The 17,514-nt window shown below is 66.9% G+C and carries 19 protein-coding genes and 1 pseudogene; 12 read left to right on the plus strand and 8 right to left on the minus strand.

From position 1 onward, the window contains the following. Nucleotides 1-11 precede the first annotated feature (11 nt). The 3 genes and pseudogenes from ASD94_RS05005 to ASD94_RS05015 all read left to right on the plus strand — a co-directional run bounded on the left by ASD94_RS05005 (nucleotide 12) and on the right by ASD94_RS05015 (nucleotide 1,357). Complete coding sequence (locus ASD94_RS05005; RefSeq protein WP_082565140.1) at nucleotides 12-476, plus strand: DUF2938 domain-containing protein; 465 nt, start codon at nucleotides 12-14, stop codon at nucleotides 474-476. A 30-nt stretch (nucleotides 477-506) separates the two neighbouring features. After that, a pseudogene (locus ASD94_RS05010) lies at nucleotides 507-1,133 on the plus strand (flavodoxin family protein); the annotation flags it as partial. Beyond that, a complete protein-coding gene (locus ASD94_RS05015; protein ID WP_056639442.1) occupies nucleotides 1,130-1,357 on the plus strand; it encodes a DUF2798 domain-containing protein in 228 nt (75 codons plus the stop codon). The pseudogene ASD94_RS05010 and the gene ASD94_RS05015, both read left to right, overlap by 4 nt. 27 nt (nucleotides 1,358-1,384) lie before the next feature. On the opposite strand, the gene arsB is transcribed toward ASD94_RS05015, so the two are convergent. From arsB to ASD94_RS05035, 4 genes are read right to left on the minus strand one after another with little or no spacing between them, the layout of a single operon-like run. Continuing rightward, nucleotides 1,385-2,449 carry an ACR3 family arsenite efflux transporter gene (gene arsB, locus ASD94_RS05020; RefSeq protein ID WP_056639444.1) on the minus strand — a complete coding sequence of 355 codons (1,065 nt, stop codon included), beginning with the start codon at nucleotides 2,447-2,449 and terminating at the stop codon, nucleotides 1,385-1,387. Further along, a complete protein-coding gene (locus ASD94_RS05025) occupies nucleotides 2,446-2,952 on the minus strand; it encodes an arsenate reductase ArsC (RefSeq protein WP_056639446.1) in 507 nt (168 codons plus the stop codon). The genes arsB and ASD94_RS05025 overlap by 4 nt, the downstream gene beginning before the upstream one ends. Before the next feature lie 9 nt (nucleotides 2,953-2,961). After that, entirely contained in the window at nucleotides 2,962-3,462 is a 501-nt protein-coding gene (locus ASD94_RS05030) for an ArsI/CadI family heavy metal resistance metalloenzyme (protein WP_056639448.1), read from the minus strand. A 42-nt stretch (nucleotides 3,463-3,504) separates the two neighbouring features. Then, nucleotides 3,505-3,831: a helix-turn-helix transcriptional regulator gene (locus ASD94_RS05035; protein WP_015015249.1), complete on the minus strand. Its 327-nt coding sequence runs from the start codon at nucleotides 3,829-3,831 to the stop codon at nucleotides 3,505-3,507. A 190-nt stretch (nucleotides 3,832-4,021) separates the two neighbouring features. Here ASD94_RS05035 and ASD94_RS05040 point away from each other — a divergent pair, with 190 nt between their 5' ends. From ASD94_RS05040 to ASD94_RS05065, 6 genes are all read left to right on the plus strand, one after another. After that, on the plus strand, nucleotides 4,022-5,719 hold the full coding sequence (locus tag ASD94_RS05040; protein WP_056639450.1) for an EAL domain-containing protein: 1,698 nt from the start codon (nucleotides 4,022-4,024) through the stop codon (nucleotides 5,717-5,719). A 5-nt stretch (nucleotides 5,720-5,724) separates the two neighbouring features. Further along, complete coding sequence (locus ASD94_RS05045) at nucleotides 5,725-6,849, plus strand: saccharopine dehydrogenase family protein (protein WP_082576770.1); 1,125 nt, start codon at nucleotides 5,725-5,727, stop codon at nucleotides 6,847-6,849. Between the two features lie 4 nt (nucleotides 6,850-6,853). Next, nucleotides 6,854-7,261, plus strand: coding sequence for a hypothetical protein (locus tag ASD94_RS05050; protein WP_056639454.1), 408 nt, complete (start codon nucleotides 6,854-6,856; stop codon nucleotides 7,259-7,261). A gap of 113 nt (nucleotides 7,262-7,374) precedes the next feature. Further along, complete coding sequence (locus tag ASD94_RS05055; protein WP_056639456.1) at nucleotides 7,375-7,749, plus strand: DoxX-like family protein; 375 nt, start codon at nucleotides 7,375-7,377, stop codon at nucleotides 7,747-7,749. A gap of 20 nt (nucleotides 7,750-7,769) precedes the next feature. After that, nucleotides 7,770-8,264 (plus strand): DUF2269 domain-containing protein, encoded by a 495-nt coding sequence (locus ASD94_RS05060; protein ID WP_056639459.1) that lies wholly within the window; start codon nucleotides 7,770-7,772, stop codon nucleotides 8,262-8,264. Between the two features lie 15 nt (nucleotides 8,265-8,279). After that, on the plus strand, nucleotides 8,280-9,977 hold the full coding sequence (locus ASD94_RS05065; RefSeq protein WP_056639461.1) for an AarF/ABC1/UbiB kinase family protein: 1,698 nt from the start codon (nucleotides 8,280-8,282) through the stop codon (nucleotides 9,975-9,977). Between the two features lie 93 nt (nucleotides 9,978-10,070). Here ASD94_RS05065 and ASD94_RS05070 read toward each other — a convergent pair whose 3' ends face one another. Genes ASD94_RS05070 through ASD94_RS05085 form a run of 4 tightly spaced genes read right to left on the minus strand, consistent with a single transcriptional unit; the run spans nucleotide 10,071 to nucleotide 13,200 of the window. After that, nucleotides 10,071-10,904: a molybdate ABC transporter substrate-binding protein gene (locus ASD94_RS05070; protein WP_056639464.1), complete on the minus strand. Its 834-nt coding sequence runs from the start codon at nucleotides 10,902-10,904 to the stop codon at nucleotides 10,071-10,073. 9 nt (nucleotides 10,905-10,913) lie between these two features. Continuing rightward, the gene (locus ASD94_RS05075; protein ID WP_056639467.1) at nucleotides 10,914-11,741 is read right to left on the minus strand and encodes a substrate-binding domain-containing protein; all 828 of its coding nucleotides are present in this window, start codon (nucleotides 11,739-11,741) and stop codon (nucleotides 10,914-10,916) included. Continuing rightward, nucleotides 11,738-12,454 carry a phosphate ABC transporter ATP-binding protein gene (locus ASD94_RS05080; RefSeq protein WP_369818030.1) on the minus strand — a complete coding sequence of 239 codons (717 nt, stop codon included), beginning with the start codon at nucleotides 12,452-12,454 and terminating at the stop codon, nucleotides 11,738-11,740. The genes ASD94_RS05075 and ASD94_RS05080 overlap by 4 nt, the downstream gene beginning before the upstream one ends. Nucleotides 12,455-12,462: 8 nt before the next feature. After that, nucleotides 12,463-13,200, minus strand: coding sequence for an ABC transporter permease (locus tag ASD94_RS05085; protein ID WP_056639471.1), 738 nt, complete (start codon nucleotides 13,198-13,200; stop codon nucleotides 12,463-12,465). Nucleotides 13,201-13,263: 63 nt separating this feature from the next. Between ASD94_RS05085 and ASD94_RS05090 the strand changes: the two genes are divergently transcribed. From ASD94_RS05090 to ASD94_RS05100, 3 genes are all read left to right on the plus strand, one after another. After that, complete coding sequence (locus ASD94_RS05090; protein ID WP_056639473.1) at nucleotides 13,264-14,391, plus strand: substrate-binding domain-containing protein; 1,128 nt, start codon at nucleotides 13,264-13,266, stop codon at nucleotides 14,389-14,391. Nucleotides 14,392-14,573: 182 nt separating this feature from the next. Further along, nucleotides 14,574-15,194: a TRAP transporter small permease subunit gene (locus ASD94_RS05095; RefSeq protein WP_056639475.1), complete on the plus strand. Its 621-nt coding sequence runs from the start codon at nucleotides 14,574-14,576 to the stop codon at nucleotides 15,192-15,194. Between the two features lie 14 nt (nucleotides 15,195-15,208). Continuing rightward, complete coding sequence (locus ASD94_RS05100; protein WP_056639477.1) at nucleotides 15,209-16,996, plus strand: TRAP transporter large permease subunit; 1,788 nt, start codon at nucleotides 15,209-15,211, stop codon at nucleotides 16,994-16,996. Nucleotides 16,997-17,514: the final 518 nt, after the last annotated feature.

Raw genomic sequence — 17,514 nt, forward strand, 5'->3', positions numbered from 1 at the left:
TTCCCCTCGCCATGCTCCTGGGCATCGGCGCCACCGCCGTCATGGATGCCTGGCTGTTGCTGCTCAAAAGGCTGGGGGTGCCCACGCTCAACTTCGCTTTCATCGGCCGCTGGGTAGGCCACCTGGTGCGCGGGCAAGTCGCCCACGCAGCCATCGCCAAGGCAGCCCCGGTGCGCGGCGAACTGGCCTGGGGCTGGCTCACGCACTACGCCGTGGGCGTGGCCTTTGCCGGGGTGCTGCTGTCCCTGCAGGGCGCTGCCTGGGTCCACAGCCCCACCCTGTGGCCCGCGCTGGCCGTGGGCATGGGCACCGTGGCGGCGCCGCTTTTGGTGATGCAGCCCGCCATGGGCTCGGGCTTTGCGGCATCGCGCACACCGACCCCGCTCAAGAACTGCCTGCGCAGTTTGGCCAACCACACCGTGTTTGGCCTGGGCCTGTATCTCTCCGCGCTGGTCATCGCACTGATTTCACGCTGACCTGTCCCGCGCCTTCTCCCCCGAAATCACTCCCAAGGAACCCACACCATGCAACACATTGCCACCGTTTATCACAGCGCCCACGGCCACACCGCGCACATCGCCCACCACGTGCTGGACGGCGCCCGCGCCGTGCCGGGCGTGCTCGCCGAACTGGTCCGCGCCGAAGACCTGGCGCAGGCGCCCGACCGCCTGCTGCGCTACGACGGCGTCATCCTGGGCTCGCCCACCTACCTGGGCGGGGTCTCCGGGCCGTTCAAGACCTTCATGGATTCCACGGGCCGCCTGTGGAAGACGCATCAGCTCAAGAACAAGCTGGCGGCGGGCTTTACCGTGTCGTCACTGCCCGCGGGCGACAAGCAGTCCACGCTGATGTCGATGTGGGTGTTTGCCATGCAACACGGCATGGTGTGGGTGGGCAACCCCATCCTGCCCGAGCAGCACGCCGGGGTGCCGTACGACGAGGCGGCCAACCGCCTCGGCTCCTGGTCGGGCCTGATGGCGCAGGCAGGCCATGGGGCGGCCGCCGATGCGTTTGTGCCCGGCGACACCAAGACCGCCCGCATGTTCGGCCAGCACTTTGCCGAGACACTGCAGCGCCTGGGCGATGTGGGCGGTGTGGCTGCACGCCAGCCTGGCGAAGAGGTGGCGGCATGATCCCCGCCCGCTATGGCCCGGTGCTGTTCAGCCTGATGTTGTCGGGCGTGATGTCGCTGCTGGTGTCGGGCATCTCCACCTTTCGCGCACTGCAGCCGCAGCAGGACTTTGTGAGCCTCTGGGCGGGCGCGTGGCTGACCGGGTGGCTGTTCGCCTTTCCGGCGGTAATGCTGGCAGCGCCGCTGGCCCGCAAGGCGGTGGCGTTGCTCACGACCAGGGGCTGAGCACACGGGCGTGGTGCGCCGCGCCACTCACGCCCGCTCGTACCAGCCCTTGCTGCGGTTGACGATGTGCACCACCAGCAGCATCACCGGCACCTCGATCAGCACGCCCACCACGGTGGCCAGCGCGGCGCCCGAATGAAAGCCGAACAGGCTGATGGCAGCTGCCACCGCCAGCTCGAAGAAGTTGGAGGCGCCGATCAGTGCCGATGGGCAGGCCACGCTGTGCTTCTCCCCCACCGCGCGATTGAGCCAGTAGGCCAGCCCCGCGTTGAAGAACACCTGGATCAGGATGGGCACCGCCAGCAGCGCAATCACCAGCGGCTGCTGCAGGATGGCCTGGCCCTGGAACGCAAACAGCAGCACCAGCGTGGCCAGCAGCGCCGCAATGGACCAGGGCCCCATGCGCGCCATGACGGCATCGAACACCGCCTGCCCCTGGGCCAGCAGCGACCGGCGTAGCCACTGGGCCAGCACCACCGGGATCACGATGTAGAGCACCACCGAGGTCAGCAAAGTGTCCCACGGCACGGTGATGGCCGAGATGCCCAGCAAGAACGCCACCAGCGGCGCAAACGCGACCACCATGATGCTGTCGTTCAGTGCCACCTGCGACAGCGTGAACAGCGGGTCGCCGCCAGTGAGTCGGCTCCAAACGAACACCATGGCCGTGCAGGGCGCGGCCGCCAGCAGGATGAGGCCTGCGATGTAGCTGTCCAGCTGGTCGGCAGGCAGGTAGGGCGCAAACCAGTGGCGGATGAACAGCCAGCCCAGCAGCGCCATCGAAAACGGCTTGACCAGCCAGTTCACCACCAGCGTCACACCGATGCCCCGGGCGTGCTTGCGCACTTCGCCCAATGCGCTGAAGTCCACCTTCACCAGCATGGGGATGACCATCACCCAGATCAGCAGGCCCACGGGCAGGTTGACCTTGGCGATCTCCATGCGGCCCACGGCCTGGAACATCGACGGCAAGAACTGTCCCAGCGCAATGCCCACCACGATGCACAGCAACACCCACACCGTGAGGTAGCGCTCGAACACGCTCATGGGGGCCGGGGCGGGCGCGCCGGCCGGTTCGCACCGCGCCGTCATGGCGTGGCAGCGGCACGCGACAGCTCGCGCGCGGTGTGCTGCAACAGGGTCTTTTCGAGCTTGTCGGCGGGCAGGTTGATGAGCAGCTCCAGCCGCTGGTGGATGGCATGCAAGGTCTTGCGGAAAGCCTCGCGCTTTTCATCGTCCGAGCCATTCCCCTCAGACGGGTCGGCGTAGCCCCAGTGCGCAGTGGCCGGGTGGCCGGGCCAGATGGGGCAGACCTCGCCCGCCGCGTTGTCGCAGACGGTGATGATGAGATCCATCACCGGCGCGCCCGGGACGGCAAACTCGTCCCAGCTTTTGCTGCGCAGGCCTTCGGTCGAGATACCGGCGGCGCGCAGCACCTCCAGGCCCAGAGGGTGGGGTTGCTGGTTGTCGCGCGGACTGCTGCCCGCCGAATACGCGTGGAACCGGCCCGGTGCCATGTCGTTGAGCAAGGCCTCAGCCAGGATGCTGCGGGCCGAGTTGTGGGTGCAGAGGAAGAGAACGTTCAAGGCGGTCATGCGGCGCTCTCAGCAGCAGCTGGTTTTGGAGTTTGTGGCCGTGGCCGGGCCGCAGCACGCCGCCCGAGGCGCCGCAGGCGCAGGGGCTGCCGCCGAAGGCGTGCAGCAGGCACCCGCTGCCGAGGACAGAGCCGCCTCGTTGAAAACAGGGATGTCCCCCAGGGTGTGAAAGTGCTCCCACGCAATGCCCTGCGGGTCGGTCACCCAGTGCTTTTCGCTGCGGGCGTAGCAGCAGGTGGTGTTGCCCTCGTCGAGCAAGGCCATGTCGGCGGCCTCGGCACGCGCCTTGAGTTCGGCCAGCTCCGCAGCGTCGTCGGTCTGCATGCCAAAGTGGTCCAGGCCTGGCGTGGCGCCCCGCGTGGAGATGGCGAAGTTGACGCGCGGGTCCTCCAGCATCCACTTGGCGTAGTCAGCCTCCACCCGCGTGGGCGCCGCAGCAAACAGCTTGGAATAGAACGCGATGCTCTGGGCCAGGTCATCGACATGCACATGGGCGTGGAAGCGTTTCATGGGGTTCTCCTCGGGGGGGTGGACAGAGACGGTCAGCAACGGTTAGCAATGGCAGGACGCAGCCGCGTCGGCAGGCGCGCAGCCCTGGCCTTCGCAGCAGTTCTCGGTAAGGTAGGCCAGCAGCGCATTCATGGTGTCGAACGCGGCGCGGTAGATCAGGTTGCGGCCCTGTCGCTCCTGGCTGATGAGCCCGGCATGTGACAGCTCCTTGAGGTGAAAAGACAAGGTGTTGGGCGCCACCTCCAGCTGAGCGGCCAGATCGCCGGGGGTCAACCCTGCAGGGCCCGCCACCACCAGCGCACGGAAGACCCTCAGGCGGACTTCCTGGGCCAAGGCGGCGAGGGCTCGGACAACATCGGTTTCTTGCATGAATCTATAATACAACGATTATTGAATTATTGAAAACAACATCGAAAAGATGTGCCCAAAATCCACGCCCGCCCGAGATGGCGGTCAACCACCCCGGAAAGCATTCCCGCCACAGGCCGTTACGCTTTGGCCCCACCCCACAGTCGTATGATGACCCGCGTACAAAAAAGGGCGGGAGCACGTGGACGATATGGTTTCAATCTGGCAGGGCGCCATGCAGGTGTTTGTGGTGGGGTTTCCGCCACTGCTGCAAAGCCTGCTGTTCTGGGTGTTTGCGGCACTGGTCGTGCACGTGTGCCAGCAGCTGGTGGAGCACACCGCGTATTCGGTGGACCCGTCCAGCCGCCGCATCAGCGCATCGCACGCAGCCCTGTGCATTGGCTCCATCGTGTGGGCGCTGGATGTGGTGGGCCTGTTCATGTACAACGAGCTGTCGCACCGTGTGCTGGAGCTGGTGCCCGCGCTCAGCGGGCTGGTCATCATGGTGGTGAGTGCGCGGCTCACCATTCCGGCCCTCAGTACCAGCGCCAGCAAACGCCGCATCGCACTGGCCAGCGCTTGGCTGGCGCTGGGCACGCTGGCGGGGCACTTCACCATCACGAGCAGCCATGTGCAGAGTTTTGGGCAACTGAACATGCTGGCCACCCTGCTGTCGCTGGGCATCGCCATCGGTATTTCTTGCTACTGCGCGATCCGCCATCGCGCCGCCAAGCTCAGCGTGCTCACACCCCGCTACCGCTCTCAGACCTGGACTGACAAGTTGCTGTGTGGCGGTGCGATCCTGGTGCTGCACTGGCTGTTGGTCAACACTTTTGCCATGCGCCTGAGCGACCCCGAGGCTGCGTCCGATGGCGCGGCACTGCTCTTCGTCATGCTGGTGTTTGCGACGGCGGTGGCCATGGAGCATCTGAGCAACCTGCGCTCGGACGCAGGACGCCAGCAGCTGCTGCGGCGCGGGTTGTCGATGATGCGCACCTCGGCGCTGGCCCACAACGCCCACAGCGACATTCAGCAGTCGCTGATTGCCGACCACCTGGACCGCCTGCTGCACCCCGAGAACCTGGCCCTGCATTTCCAGCCCATCATCCATACCCAGCGCAGCGGGGTGCAGCTGGAGGCGCTGCTGCGCCTGACCGACACCACCCTGGGCCGCATCAACCCCGAAACCTTCTTGCTGGTGTGCGAGTTGCAGGGCAAGACGGCGGAGGTGGACCGCATGATTGTGTGCAACGCGCTCGACCATCTGTGCGACTGGCGGGCGCAGGGGCTGGATGCCGTGACCATCAGCGTCAATGTGGCACCGGTCACGCTGATGCACGAGAGCTTTGCGCCGTGGCTGGGCCTGCAGCTGGCCCAGCGCGCCCTGCCCCCGCGCACCCTCAAGCTCGAGATGACCGAGCATGCCGTGATTGCGCTGGGCCCCCAGATGGTGGCGGCCATCAGCGCGCTGAGCGCCCTGGGCGTGGCCGTACTAATGGACGACTTTGGCGCCGGTTATTCGTCGCTGGGCATGCTGGCGGAGCTCCCCATTGCGGGCATCAAGTGCGACCGCCTGTTCGTGCGCCAACTGCCGCAAGACCGCCGACGCCAGAAGCTGCTGCGGCACATCAGCGCCCTGGCCCGTGACCTGGGCCTGTCGGTGGTGGTCGAGGGGGTAGAGACGCCGGAGGAGCTGCGGGCCCTGGCCGCCGCCGGACTGCACCACATCCAGGGCTACCTGTTCAGCCGCCCCATTGCAGCGCCTGACGTACCCACCTGGCACCGCACGCAACTGCAGTCGCAGCGTGCCGCCCTTCAGGCCCTGCTGCACACGCCGGGCAGTGGCAGGGGCAGCGATACCTCCTTTGTGCCCACGCAGCCCAGCATGCACTGGGCCTCGGGCGCATGACCGCCATGGCTGCATTCAAAACCCTGGTCCTGGGCGGCTACGGCAACTTTGGGGCGCGCATCTGCCGCGCCCTGGTGAGCGACGAGGCCACACGCCACCACATCGCCCTGCTGGTGGCGGGCCGGGATGCCTCGCAAGCGAAGGCCCTGGCCACGACGTTGGGCCACGGTGCCCAGGGCGTGGCGCTGGACCACCAGGCGCCCGGCCTGGCTGCCACCTTGCGCGAGTGGGGTGTGGGTCTGGTCATCCATACGGCAGGCCCTTTTCAGGCACAGGCCTACAACGTGGCCCAGGCGGCGGCCGAGGCTGGCGCGCACTACATCGACCTGGCCGACGGCCGCCGGTTTGTGTGCGACTTTCCCACCGCCATGCAGGCTGCATTCACTGCCGCCGGGCGCACGGCCGTTGCTGGCGCCAGCACGGTGCCAGCGCTGTCCTCGGCAGTTATCGACCACCTGTGCGCGGGCTGGCAGCACATCGACAGCATCGACATCTGCATTGCCCCTGCGCAACGGGCGCCCCGGGGCCAGGCCACGCTGGCGGCGGTGCTGAGCTACTGCGGCCTGCCCATCGACGTGTGGGACGGTGGCCGGTGGCGGCCGCACAGCGGCTGGGCGCGGCCCAGACCCGTTCAGTTCCAGCGGCTGCACCCTCGCCTGGGGGCGGTCTGCGACATCCCGGACCTCGAGATCTTTCCCGCCCACTACCAGGCCCGCGACCGCGTCACCTTCCGCGCGGCCCTGGAGGTCGGGCTGGCGCAGAGAGCCTTCGCCACCCTGGCCGCGCTGCGCCGTTGGGGCGTGCTGCCCCACCCCGAAAAGCTGGCCTGGCTGATGCACCACGCGGGCGGCGCGCTGGACTTTCTGGGCACGCCGCTGGGCGGCATGGTGGTGCGTGTGGCGGGCGCCGATGCACAAGGCCAGCCCCGGCGCCGCGCCTGGCACATTGCGGCCGATAACGACCATGGCCCCGAGATCCCCTGCATGGCCGCCATCCTGCTGGCCCGCCAGCTCGCAGCCGGTCGGCCGCTGCCCACCGGGGCGCACACCAGCACCAGCCTGCTGCCCCTGGAGGCCTTTGCCCCCGAGTTTGCGAAGTGGGGCATGGTGACCGATGTGGTGGAGGAATGAGCCCATGGCCCACCGGAAATTGACCTTCCCCATGCCAGCGCGGGCCGATGTTGTGTTCGATGCCTTCCACTACCACGAGTGGCGGTGCCAGTGGGATTCGCTGGTGCGTCGCACCAGCGTGGAAAGCAGTGCGCCCTGCCCCAGTGTGGGCGCCACCACCGAGAACCTGGGCGCCGGTGCATTGCGGGCGCTGTCCATGCGCACGCAGTTCGTCAGCTATGACCGCCCTGTGGTCGCGGCTGCGGCCATGGTTGGCCGGTCGTTTCCCTTCACCCAGTGGGCCGCCTCCATGCGCCACCAGGAGCAGGGCCCCCACCAGTCCCTGCTGATCTACACCTACACCTTTCAAGTCGGCCCGGCATCCTTACGGGCGGTCATGGAACCTTTGGTGGACTGGGTCTTTGTCCGCTAGACGCGCCAGCGGTTCCAGCGCCTGGCGCAGTTCCTGGCGGTCCGTGCTGCCGATATTGCAGATTGGCAACAAGCGCAGGGCGTCGCGAAATCCGCAGCGCAGAAGGCACGCCCATGAACCGCGGGTCGGCCCAGTTGTTGCGCGCCAGCCTCGTGGTCGTCTGGCTGGCCACGGCCGTGGTCAGCGTGTGGGAGCTGCACGGCCAAAGCCGCGAGTTGCTGGCAGGGCTGCCCACCGCGTGGGCCGGGGGCCATGCCCCGTGGCTGCCCACTGCCATCATCCTGGCCGGTGCGGCTGCCGATGCGGTGCTGGGGCTGTGGCTGGCACTCCGCCCCGGCCGCAAGGCGTATGGCGCTGCTCTGCTGATGATGCTGGCCATGACACTGCTGGCCACAGCCATACAACCCGCTTGGTGGCTGCACCCCTTCGGGCCGCTGACCAAAAACCTGCCGATTGCCGCCATCCTGTGGGTGCTGCTGCAAGACTAGGCCACTTCTCCGCAAAAGCCATGAGCCTGTACCTCACCCTCAAATGGCTGCACATCATCTCCAGCGTGCTGCTGGTGGGCACCGGGCTGGGCTCGGCGTTCTACATGTTCTTTACCAACCGCAGCGGCAATGTGCAGGCGCAGGCAGTGGTCACACGCCTGGTGGTGCGGGCGGACTGGTGGTTCACCACGCCCACGGTGTTCATCCAGCCGGCCACGGGGCTGGCCATGGCAGCCATGGCGGGCCTGCCCTGGAGCACGCCGTGGCTCGCGGTGTCGATGGCGCTGTACCTGGTGGCCGGTGCCTGCTGGCTGCCTGTGGTGTGGCTGCAGCTGCGCATGCGCGATATGGCGACAGAGACTGCAGAGGCAGCGCAGACCGCGCACGGTGATGGCGTGCTGCCGCCCCTGTACTGGCGCTACGCCCGCTGGTGGGAGGCGCTGGGCTACCCGGCCTTTGTGGCCATGGCCGTGGTGTTCTACCTGATGGTGAACAAACCCGCCCTGACCTTCTGAACCTATGATCGCCCCATGCTGATCGAGACCCTGGACACCGCCCGCGACCTGGGGCGCCTGAAGGAAATCCTGGGCGTGATGGTGCGCCACGGGTTTGGCGACACCGTGCGCCGCCTGGGCCTGACCGACCGCCTGGAGCGTGCGGGCCAGGCACTGAACTGGACCCACGCCGCCGATCTGGCCCGTGTGGAGCCGCCCGTGCAGGTGCGCCTGGCGCTTGAAGAATTGGGCCCCGCGTTCGTCAAGTTTGGCCAGATCCTCGCGGGCCGGGCTGACCTGTTCGGCCCGGAATGGATTGCCGAGTTCGAGAAGCTGCACAGCAACGTGCCCGCTCTGCCCATCGACGCCTTGCGCCCGCAACTGCGCGAAGACCTGGGCGCCGAGCCCGAAGCCGTGTTTGCCTGGTTCGACACCACGCCGCTGGCCGCCGCATCGATTGCGCAAGTGCACCGCGCCCGGCTGCAGGACGGCAGCGAGGTCATCGTCAAGATCCGCCGCCCCGGCATTGCCGACACCATCCAGGCCGACCTGCGCCTGCTGCAGCGCCTGGCCGCGCTGGCCGAGGCCGAGCTGCCTGCGCTCAAGCCCTACCGGCCCCAGCAACTGGTGCGCGAGTTCGCCCGCTCGCTGCGCCGCGAGCTGGATCTGGCGGGCGAATGCCGCCAGGCCGAGCGCATTGCCACCAACATGGCCGTGCTGCCCCACATCGTGATCCCGCGCGTGCACTGGGCCTACACCCGCGAGCGCATCAACGTGCAGGACTTCATCGACGGCACGCCCGGCGGCGCCCTGGCCGCGCTGACGCCTGAGGCAGGCTTTGACCGCACGGTGCTGGCGCAGCGCGGCGCGCAGGCGGTGCTGCAGATGATCGTCAAAGACGGCGTCTTCCACGCCGACCCGCACCCGGGCAATGTGTTTTACCTGCCCGGCAACCGCATTGCCTTCATTGACTTTGGCATGGTGGGCCGCCTGTCGCAGCGCCGGCGCGACGAGCTGCTGCAGCTGCTGTTGGGCCTGGTCGAGCACCAGCCCCAGGCCGTTGCCGACGTGCTGCTGGACTGGACGGGCGACGCGCAGGGGTTGAACCTGGGCCAGCTGGAGACCGAGATCGAGGCCTTTGTGGACCAGTACCACGGCGTGCCCTTGGCGCAGCTGAGCCTGGGGCAGATGCTGGCGGATGTGACGGCCATCCTGCGTGAACACCACCTAGGCCTGCCATCCGACCTCGCGCTGCTGATCAAGGCCTTCATTTCGCTTGAAGGCATGGGCCGCAACCTCGACCCAGACTTTCACATGGCGACCGAAGCCCTGCCGCTGCTCAAGCAGGTGGTGCGCGCGCGCTACGAGCCCAAGGTGCTGGCCGGGCGCGCCTGGAGCACCTTGCGGCGCGCGTTGGCCACGGTGGAGCAGTTGCCGGACGACATCGGGCGGCTGCTGCGCAACGCGCGGCGCGGGCACCTGCAGGTGGGCATCGAGCTGGCGCACCTTAAGCGTGTGGGCGACCAGATCGACCGGTCAGCCAACCGGTTGGCGATGGCGCTGGTGATAGCGGCGCTGATCATCGGCTCGTCCATCGTGATGACCGTGAAGGGCGGGCCTACGCTGTTCGGTCTGCCCGCGTTTGGCTTCCTGGGGTTCTTCGGCGCGGTGGTGTGTGGCCTGTGGCTGGTGCGCGCCATCTGGCGCAGCAGCCATCACCGTGATGACGACTGAGCGCAGCAGGTCTAAACGACACACGCCGCGCCGCCCCACCAGGCAGACAGACGCGGCGTGTGCACACACTCACAGCCAGATGGCAGTCCGTGTTCAGGGCTGCCCAAACCCCAACCGTCGCAACACCACCTGGGCGGCCGGTTGGCGCAGCGCACTGGCAAACGCCTCCGCCGCAGCAGGCGCGTCGGCACGCACGGTCAGCCCATAGGCAGCGCCCACCTGCAATGCGGCAGGCAGTTGCACCACGCGCAAGCGCGGTACCTCGGCCTGGGCGGCCACGGCGTTGGTACAGTAGGTCAGAAACACATCGGCCTGGCGCTGGTCCATCACCCAGGCGTAGGTGCCCCGGCCCGCAGGCGGCTTGGGCGAATCCGCACCGCCCGTGAGCTTCAGGGCCTTGGCGTCCAGCTGGGCGTAGGCACCGGGCTGAACCTTGTCGGCCTGGCGGAACAGCGCCCAGGCGTAGTCGCCCGACGGGTCGGCCTTGGGCGTGGACGTGCCCACGCGCACATCGCTGCGCAGCAACGTGGCCAGCAGGGTGTCTGGGGTGGCACTGATCTGCTCGCTGGTCAGCGCACACAGCGCATTGCGCGTGAACACCACGGGCGCCTGCCAGCCACCCCGGGCGGCCAGGCGCTGCGGGTGGTCCGTATCGGCGGAGGCAAAGACCTGTGCAGGCTCGCCCTTTTCGATGCGCTCGCGCAGCAGGCCCGAGGCGCCGAAGGTCAGCGCTACCTTCTGGCCCGTGCGGGCCTCGTGGTCGCGCGCGATCTCGATGAACGCCTCGCGCAGGCTGCCAGCGGCATACACCTGCACAGGGGCCGCATCAACCATGGGCACCTTGGCAGGGCCGGCGGAACAACCGGCCAGGGCCCAGGTCAGACCAGCGGCTGCAGCGGCGAGTGCCGCCTGTGAACGTGTTGCCATGGAGACCGCTCACTGCGTGGCGTTGGGGAAGAACAGCTGCTCGCCGCCGATCTTGTAGCCCGCAATGGCTTGCTGGCCAACGGGCGACACCACCCAGTCCACAAACTTCTGCGCGTCCTGCACCTTCACATGCGGGTGCTTGGCGGGGTTCACGACCATCACGCCGTACTGGTTGAAGAGCTTGGTGTCGCCCTCGACCAGAATGGCCAGGTCCGCGCGGTTCTTGAAATTGAGCCAGGTGCCACGGTCGGCCAGCACGTAGGCGCCGCTCGAAGCTGCGATGTTCAGCGCGGGCCCCATGCCGCAGCCGCATTCCTTGTAGCCGCTGCCCTTGGCGGCCTCGGCACCGGCCAGCTTCCAGTAGCGCAGCTCGGCCGCGTGGGTGCCGCTCTTGTCGCCGCGCGAGATGAAGTTGCCGTTGGTGGCGGCCAGCTTCTGCAGCGCCTGCACGATGTCCTTGCCTTTGGTGCCGGCCGGGTCGTTCTTGGGGCCGATGAGGATGAAGTCGTTGTACATCACGGGGTAGCGCTTCACGCCCCAGCCATCGGCCACAAACTTTTCTTCGGCCACCTGGTCGTGCACAAACAGCACGTCGGCGTCACCCCGGCGTGCCATGTCGAGCGCCTGGCCGGTGCCCAGCGCCACCACCTTGATGTCGAGGCCGCTGGACTTCTTGAACTCGGGCAGCAGGTAGCCAAACAGGCCCGACTGCTCGGTGGAGGTGGTGGAAGCCATGGTGATGCTCTGCGCGAATGCAGAACCAGACGCTACCAAAACGATAGCTGCCACCGCTTTGGACACTAGCGCTACTGCGCGAAAAGACCTAAAACTCGTCATACCAGCTCTCCTTTGACAAACAAACGGGCGGCCTCCGGCAAGGGGCCGTTGAAAAAATCGTGCACTGGCAAGTCCGCCACCAGGCGGCCGTGCTCCATGTAGATCACGCGGCTGGCCAGGCGCTTGACCTGCCCCAGGTTGTGGCTGCTGAACACCATGGTCACGGGGTGCGCCGGACCGGCAGCACCATGGCTGGCCGCAAAGTCGGCCATCAGGGCCTCGACCTCGCGCTTGGCGTGGGGGTCGAGGCTGGCGGTGGGCTCATCCAGCAGCAGCACGTCGGGCCGCAGGGCCCACGCGCGGGCCAGCGCCACCCGCTGCTGCTGGCCGCCCGACAGGGTGCGCGCGTTCTGCGCAGCGATGCCCTGCAGGCCCACCCGCTGCAAGGCCGTCAGGGCCAGGGGGCGCGCATCGCGCCAGCGGGTGCCACGCAGCCACAGGGCCAGCGCCACGTTGTTCTGGGCGCTGGTGCGCAGCATGTGCGGGCGCTGGAACAGCATGGCCTGGCGCAGCGATGCATCGCATTGCAGGCCGCCCCCATGCGTATCGGCCAGGCCATGCAGAACACGCAGCAGGGTGCTCTTGCCACTGCCGTTGGCGCCCACCAGCGCCACGCGCTCGCCGGGCGCGATGCGCAGCGTGACCTGGTCCAGCGCCTGCACGCGGCCGTAGCGCACGGTCACCTGGCGCAGATCCACCCAGGGGGTTGGCACAGGCCCGCTCATGCGGCCACTCCCACCGGCGTGCTGGAGGCCGAGCCATCCACCCGCTCGCGCCAGCGCCTCAGCAACGCAATCAGCACATTGAGCGCCAGCACCACGGCCAGCAGGATCATGCCCAGCGCCAGCGCCAGCGGCAGGTCGCCCTTGCTGGTCTCCAGCGCGATGGCGGTGGTCATCACCCGCGTGAAGCCATCGATGTTGCCGCCCACGATCATCACCGCGCCCACCTCGGAGATTGCGCGGCCAAACGATGCCAGCAGCACGGTGAGCAGCGCATAGCGCTCGTCCCAGGCCAGCAGCAGGCTGCGCAGCAGCGGGCCCGCGCCCATGGAGCGCAACTGCTCGCCATGCGCGCGCTCGGCGTCTTCCACCGTCTGGCGCGTGAGCGCGGTGACCACCGGCAGCACCAAGATAGCCTGCGCCAGCACCATGGCCTTGAAGCTGAACAGCCAGCCCAGATAGCCCAGCGGCCCGCTGCGCGACAGCACCAGGTACACCACCAGCCCCACCACCACCGAAGGCACGGCCAGCAAGGTGTTGAGCACGGCCAGCACGGCGCCACGGCCTGCGAAGCGGGCGACGCCCAGCCACGCGCCCAGCACCAGACCCACCCCACAAGCCATCACACAGGCGGTGGCGCTGACAGACAAGGAGCGGCCCACGATGGTCCAGAGGACGGGGTCGGACGAGAGGGTGAGTTCAAGCGCTGTGCTCGCGCTTTCAGTAAGGGTAGACATGCGCCAGGGGATCGGTTTGGGCTATCGTAGGCACCCATCCAATATCCAGCGATATGAACTCCCGTGCATAGGGTCCAACTTCACTACACACTCAGCCGCGACGCGGGCAATGCACTCATCCGCAACCCGCTGCCCGAGCTGCTGCAGGCCGTGGCAGAACGCGGCTCCATCTCGGGCGCCGCGCGCGCGCTGGACCTGTCCTACCGCCATGTCTGGGGTGCCCTCAAGCGCTGGGAAGATCAGCTGGGCGGCGAATTGATCATCTGGGGCAAAGGCCAGTCGGCACAACTGAGCGAGTTCGGCAGCAAGCTGCTGTGGGCCGAGCGCCAGGCCCAGGCGCGCCTGGCGCCGCAGATTGCCGCGTTGCACGCCGACCTGGAGCGCGCGTTCGCCGTGGCCTTCGACCCCAACGCCCACGTGCTCACCCTCTACGCCAGCCATGACGATGCGCTGGCGGCACTGCGTGCCCATGCCGCCACGCAGACGGATGCGGGCGCGCTGCACCTCGACATCCGCTTTACGGGCAGCGTGGACGCGATCCGTGCGCTGAACGAGGGACGTTGCACCCTGGCGGGCTTTCACACCGTGGCCGACGCGGCCGCGCAGTCACTCACGGCGCGCACCTACCAACCGCTGCTGCAGCCCGGGCTGCACAAGATCATCGGCTTTGCACAGCGCACGCAGGGGCTCATGGTGGCGCCCGGCAACCCACTGGGCCTGCACAGCCTGGCCGATGTCGCCCGCACGGGCGCCCGCTTCATCAACCGCCCGCTGGGCTCGGGCACACGGGTGCTGCTGGACGACCTGCTGGCCCAGGCCGGCATGGACCCAGAGAGCATCGTGGGCTACGCCCTCAATGAACCCTCCCACACCGCCATCGCCCAGGCCGTGGCCGCAGGGGCGGCCGACGTGGGCATGGGCATCGAGCTGGCGGCGCGCGCGCGCGGGCTGGACTTTGTGCCCCTGGTGCACGAGCGCTACCACCTGGCGTGCCTGAAAGACAGCCTGGACCAGCCTGCCACATTGGCACTGCGCACCCTGCTGCAGACGCCCGAGTGGCTGGCCCACATGGCCACACTGCCAGGCTACACGGCCTGGCACTGCGGCGAGGTGCTGGCCATGAGCACCGTGCTGCCCTGGTGGCAATTCGCGCGGAAAAAACGCACTTCTACGCCTAGGAAGAAACCCTAATTGCTCCACTTTTGATAGCTGAAGAATGAGCATTTGCTGAGGGATAACACCGTCACGCAGCTGTCAGACTCCGCCTACAGTGCTCCGTAGAATCGCGCCGTCGTCAAAGTATGCCCAGCCCAAGCGCCTACCCGCGCGGGGGCCAGGCATCTCGCACACACAGCCTTTTTATTGGAGACACCATGCAGGCTCTATTGAAGCTATCAAGAGGGATCGACTGGCTCAACACCCAGGTCGGCAAGTACGTGGTCTGGCTGATCCTGGCCTCCACCGTCATCAGCGGCGTGAACGCCGTGGTGCGCAAGGCGTTGAACATCAGCTCCAACGCGTTCCTGGAAGTGCAGTGGTACCTGTTTGCCGCATCGTTTCTGCTGGCCGCTGGCTACACGCTGCTGCAGGGCGAGCACGTCAAGGTCGATGTGATCTCCAGCCGCTTTTCCAAGCGCACGCAGATCTGGATCGACGTGTTTGGCTACATCGTCTTCCTGACGCCGATGTGCCTGGCGGTGCTCTGGTACGGCCTTCCCTTCTTCACGCGTGCCCTGGCCTCGGGTGAAATGTCCAACAACGCCGGCGGCCTGATCCGCTGGCCTGTGTACCTGATGATGCCGCTGGGCTTCGCGCTGCTGTGGCTGCAAGGCATCTCCGAACTCATCAAGCGTCTGGGCTTCCTGCAAGGCCTGATCGAAGACCCCACGGTCAAGAAAGTCGAAAAGACGGCCGAGGAAGAACTGGCTGAATCCATCCGCAACCTGGCCGAAGCCGCCAAGGGCAACGGCAAGAACAAGACCGAGGCCGTCTGAGCGGAGCACACACCATGGAATTTCTCACCCACAATCTCGCCCCCATCATGTTCGCGGGGCTCATCTGCTTCTTGCTGGTGGGCTTCCCGGTCGCCTTCAGCCTGGGCGCCTGCGGGCTTTTCTTCGCCTTCATCGGCATCGAACTGGGCGTATTGCCCGAGGCCCTGCTGCAAGCCGTGCCGCTGCGCATCTTCGGCATCATGCAGAACGACACCCTGCTGGCCATTCCATTCTTCACGCTCATGGGGCTCATATTGGAGCGAAGCGGGATGGCGGAAGACCTGCTGGACACCATCGGTCAGCTGTTCGGCCCTATCCGTGGCGGCCTGGCGCTGGCCGTGATCTTTGTGGGCGCGCTGCTGGCAGCCACCACCGGCGTGGTCGCCGCGTCGGTGATCTCGATGGGCCTGATCTCGCTGCCCATCATGCTGCGTTATGGCTATGACCGCCGACTGGCTGCGGGCGTGATTGCGGCCTCCGGCACGCTGGCGCAGATCATTCCCCCATCGCTGGTGCTCATCATCATTGCCGACCAGATGGGCCGCAGCGTGGGCGATATGTACAAGGGCGCCTTCGTGCCCGGCCTGATGCTCACCGGTTTCTATGCAGGCTACGTCATTCTGCTGGCGATCTTCAAGCCCCAATGGGTGCCCGCCATCCCCCCCGAAGCCCGCACGCTGCGCGACGAGAACGGCAAGAGCGGTGTGACCTCCTTGCTGGTGCTGACCGGCATTTGCGTGGCAGCCTCGGTCTATGTGGCCAAGAACATGCCCGCCCTGCACACTTGGTGGTCGGGCGAGACGGTGGAGCGCGTGGCCCTCGACGAAACCATTGTGGTGGCCATGTGCTTTGGTGTGGCCCTGGCCTTCGTGGTCGCCAGCATCAACAAGATCACCCGCCTGGGCCTGCTGTCCAAGGCTGCGGAACGCGTGACGTTCGTGCTGATTCCCCCACTGCTGCTGATCTTCCTGGTGCTGGGCACCATTTTCCTGGGCGTCGCAACCCCCACCGAAGGCGGCGCCATGGGCGCTTTGGGCGCGGGCATCATGGCCATCATCCGTGGCCGGTTGAGCATGTCGCTGCTCAAGCAGGCCGTGACCACCACCACCAAACTGTCGTGCTTTGTGGTGTTCATCCTGGTGGGCGCCACCATGTTCGGCCTGACCTTCCAAGGCGTGGACGGCCCGCTGTGGGTGGAGCACCTACTGACCGGCCTGCCGGGTGGCCAGCTGGGCTTCCTGATCGTCGTGAACATCATGGTGTTCTTCCTGGCGTTCTTCCTGGACTTCTTCGAACTGTCTTTCATCGTCGTGCCTCTGCTGGCCCCCGTGGCCAACAAGCTGGGCATTGACCTGATCTGGTTCGGCGTGCTGCTGGCCGTGAACATGCAGACCTCGTTCATGCACCCTCCGTTCGGCTTTGCGCTGTTCTACCTGCGCAGCGTGGCCCCCGCGAAGGAGTACATGGACAAGATCACCAAGAAGATGATCGCGCCCGTGACCACGCCCCAGATCTACTGGGGGGCCATCCCCTTCCTAATCATCCAGCTGATGATGGTGGGCCTGATCATCGTCTTCCCCGGCATCGTCTCCAGCGGTCTGGACAAGGAACAGGTCTATGACCTGGACAAGGTCCGCATGGAGATGGAAGCCACCATGCCCGACGCAGCCGGAGCCCCAGAGGCCACCGACCCCACCGCAGGCATGGAAGGCGCCAGCTCGGCCCCCGGGGACGCAGCAGCGCCCGCCGCAGACGACCCGCTCAAGGCCCTGCAGGACTCGATGGCCAACGAGAAAAAGTGATTGGATAAACCCACAGGGCTGTTGACCAGCCCGTGACGCAAAAGAAGCCCCGGCAGATATCGTCTGCCGGGGCTTCTTTCATGGGCTTGTCTCGCGCAGCGCGTGCCCGAGTGCAGAGCTGCTAAAGCTGCTAACAGGCGGCTCTGCGCCGCCCTGCAAACCTGAGGAACCCAACCATCGTGATCGACCTGATCCCACAGTACGCAGGCCGCCGCGCACTGAGGTGGGGCGCTCTGCACACCGCTTAACCCACGGGCAAGAGTCCACCAACGGCGCCAGACATCACGGCAGACAGCGGGAAACGATGGCCTCAACCACTCATGGCGCCACGTCGGACCTCGCCCCGATGGATGATCGTGCGGACGCGCCGATCACAGCAACAGAGGCAACACCTTGAGCCCCAGCCGACCGAACATCGCCGTGCGGCCCCGCAGCGTCTTCTGCCCCGAAGCACCTCGGGACCGAGCACCCAGCCCCATACCACCAGACGCAAAAAAACCCGCCAGGCGAACCAGGCG

It is taken from the genome of Acidovorax sp. Root70, assembly GCF_001428225.1.
Classification (GTDB): Bacteria; Pseudomonadota; Gammaproteobacteria; order Burkholderiales; family Burkholderiaceae_C; genus Acidovorax.